Annotated in this window: 3 protein-coding genes; 2 read left to right on the forward strand and 1 reads right to left on the reverse strand. The window is 45.6% G+C overall.

The features are described 5' to 3' along the window. Positions 1-189: hypothetical protein (locus SIN01_RS15285; RefSeq protein WP_218027795.1), on the forward strand; the 189-nt coding region annotated here is incomplete at its 5' end. 144 nt (positions 190-333) lie between these two features. Here the strand turns inward: SIN01_RS15285 and SIN01_RS14495 are convergent. Further along, positions 334-1389: a glycosyltransferase family 4 protein gene (locus SIN01_RS14495; protein WP_010027399.1), complete on the reverse strand. Its 1056-nt coding sequence runs from the start codon at positions 1387-1389 to the stop codon at positions 334-336. A gap of 286 nt (positions 1390-1675) precedes the next feature. Here SIN01_RS14495 and SIN01_RS14500 point away from each other — a divergent pair. Then, positions 1676-2406, forward strand: a 731-nt coding sequence (locus SIN01_RS14500) for a WecB/TagA/CpsF family glycosyltransferase (protein ID WP_141306164.1), incomplete at its 3' end; no start/stop codon positions are given.

The following is a 2406-nucleotide window of genomic DNA, read 5'->3' on the forward strand; positions in this document are numbered from 1 at the left end:
AAGCGACGATTCAGCACCGAAAAGACCGGGCGCTTTTGCCCGGTTTTTCTTATTGCTCTTTTTCATCACATGACCCAGATGTTAATGTTAACCGGCTCGCGATCTGCTCTCCAAAGATGTATTGGTCCGGCTTGGTCGTTATCGAAAGACACCTCCGCCACGCAATTTTCTTGCGAAGTTCTTCTTTGACTCGCTGATCCCGCAAATGTTGAGGAGTATTCCTTTTGAAGCCTTTTATAATCAAGTGTTGCTTCGTTTGACAATTCATGTGTAAAAAAAACAATGGATCGGTTTTAATCAGCCGATCCATTTTTATTATTTATGAACTTGTGATTATTTAACTTTAGCAAGGGCAAGCAGCCGTTTGTATGTGTTCAGCAAAGGCTTGTAGCCGGCGCTTACCAAACCGACACCTTCGACGACCAGTTCAATCACCAGCATAACCCCGATAATAATGATCATCGAACCGAGCAAGGTCGATGTCGAAAACAGGATCGCGGCTAGAGCGAACATCGCGCTCATCCCGTAGATGAGAACCACCGTCTGGCGCTGTGAAAATCCGTAACGCAACAGACAATGATGCAAGTGCGATTTATCCGGCGCTGTAAGCGGCTTTTTATTGACCAATCGACGGACGATCGCAAACAGCGTATCGGAAATTGGAACCGCCAAGAGAATGATCGGCACCACAAGTGAGAAGAGCGTCACATTTTTAAAACCGAGCAAAGCCAGAACAGAGATTACATAACCAAGGAAATAGCTCCCGGTATCACCCATGAAAATCTTTGCCGGATGGAAATTATACGGCAGAAAACCGAGCGTACTGCCGAGCAGAATCGTACTCACCGTAAACACAAACACATTGCCCTCGGTTAGCGACAATCCGGCAATGGTCATCAGCACAATGCTTGATACACCGACAGCCAGTCCGTCCAGCCCGTCAATTAAATTAATCGCATTTGTAATCCCCATGATCCAAAGTAGCGTTAGCGGGACACTGAGCCAATACAGATGCAATACGCCGTTAAACGGCAGATTAATAAATGTAACGGAAATCCCGCTTTGCACAATCACCAGTGCGGCAAAGAAATGTGCGACCATCTTCACTCGCGGCGACAATGAGTACATATCATCCAAGATACCGGTAATGATAATAATCACACTGCCGACAATCAGTGGGAGCGTGAAGCTGCTGTCCGGCCACAGAATGAAAATGCCGATAAGAAATGCTAGATATATTGCCAAACCGCCCATACGCGGCATAATCTTTTTGTGCACTTTACGGGCATTGGGAAGATCGGTTGCGCCGATGCGAATCGCCAGTTTCCTGACCAGGGGTGTCAAAGCTACCGCAGCAAGAAAACAAATAAAAAACGTCACATAGACCATCGTTTCAGCCCGCTTTCATCAATAATTTCAGATTTGCAGAATGTAAATGTATATGAAACAACTTTCTTTCAAACTCGTTCATACGGAATTATACCACATTGTAAAGGCAATGGAGCAAATAACTTTACAATCTCTAAACCTTCAACACAATCTGTTATAAATAGTTTACAATATTAGCAGCAGAGCGGATCAAATTCGGGATTTTTTTGATGATTCCACGCGTTGTTTTACGGATAAAATAACATAGTACATAACTTTTGCTTCATTAAATTAAGGACGGGATTTCATGTACGAAAAAAAACAGCTTGGTACCATCAGCATGAATGATTTTAAACGCAAACAAGACTTTATCACTGTTTTTTGCAACGCTCTTCGCGAACGAAAACCAATGAACCTCTACTTCTTAAACGATCACGGCTACAACCTCGCACAAAAAGATCCTGACTACGGTGCTGTCCTCAATCGCGCAGATTACCTGCTCAATGACGGAATCGGGATTAAATTAGGTGCGAAGCTGTGGGGTATTGATCTTGATGAAAATTTAAACGGGACAGACCTGATCCCACGTTTACTTGACCAGTGCGCGGCATACAATTGCTCCGTTTATCTGCTTGGCTCGACGCAGGAAACGGTCCGTGCCGCAGCGCAAAAATTAACCGCGCAGCACCCCAATCTAGTCATTGCCGGTACGCACAGCGGTTATTTTGATTCGGAGCAGTCAATCGTCGAAGCGATCAATCATTCGAAAGCGGATGTCCTGCTTGTTGGTATGGGCATGCCGCTTCAAGAGCAGTTTATTGACCGTAACGCCGCTGCCTTAAAACCGCACTTTCGCATTGCCGTCGGCGGATTCATCGATTTTGCTTCAGGCATCAAACCGCGCGCACCGAAAGTCATGCGCCGCTTGAACCTTGAATGGCTGTTCCGGATGGCACTTGAGCCGCGAAGAATGTGGAAGCGGAACGTCATCGGTCACGCGCAATTTTTTGCCAAAGTGATCTGGTTGAAATGGAACCG

This window comes from Sporolactobacillus inulinus, from assembly GCF_006539285.1.
GTDB classification, from domain to species: Bacteria; Bacillota; Bacilli; order Bacillales; family Sporolactobacillaceae; genus Sporolactobacillus; species Sporolactobacillus inulinus.

Coding starts and splice junctions, on each gene's coding strand:
- SIN01_RS14495 (WP_010027399.1), bottom strand. CDS start 1,389: ATGGTCTATGTGACGTTTTTTATTTGTTTTCTTGCTGCGGTAGCTTTG.